Source organism: Pontimicrobium sp. MEBiC01747, assembly GCF_053601635.1.
The window spans coordinates 1-579 of record NZ_JBSHNS010000213.1 but is presented as its reverse complement, the minus strand read 5'-3'; the positions used below and the strand labels follow the sequence as shown (position 1 = coordinate 579).

Genomic DNA, 579 nt, shown 5'->3' with positions numbered 1-579 from the left:
GTGATTACGGTATCGAAATCAAATTGTGCAAAGCCATCGCCATCATCATCACAGATGATGTACCCGTCTGCTACTAGATCGGCTTCTAAGTCTACTACTGGTGCTGGTAAGACTTCTAATGGGAGCTCTACTATGGTAAAGCAGCCTGTGGCTGGTGTAGTCATGGTGCCTGTATTGGTAACAACGACATAGATGGTTTGGGTGTTGGCTACAATATTGTTGTATGGACTGCTTAGTGGGTTAATCATGTTTTGGGCATCGTCCATGGTTTCATAATAGGTAGCTGTTACTCCTGGCTCGCCATTAATGATTGTTGCGCTTTGGCTTTCTAAATCGAAACTGGTAAAGCCATCGTTATCGTCATCACATTCTTGGTAGGCTACGGGTGTAGCTACTGGTGATGGTAATGGGTTGACTCTTAGGTCTAGGGTGATGGTGTCGTAACAACTTGTAAGGTCTATTGAGGCTCTTACATAGATGGTTTGGGCATTAACAACATTGGTGTATAGTGTTGGTAATGGGTTAACTGCGGCATCGGCATCGGCTTGGGTTAGGTAATAGCTTAGGGTGATGCCTGTT

At 44.7% G+C, this 579-nt stretch carries 1 protein-coding gene; it reads right to left on the bottom strand.

Going from position 1 to position 579, the window contains the following annotated elements:
• On the bottom strand, positions 1–579 hold a 579-nt coding region (locus ACVC2P_RS06715), incomplete at both ends, for a hypothetical protein (protein WP_452597706.1).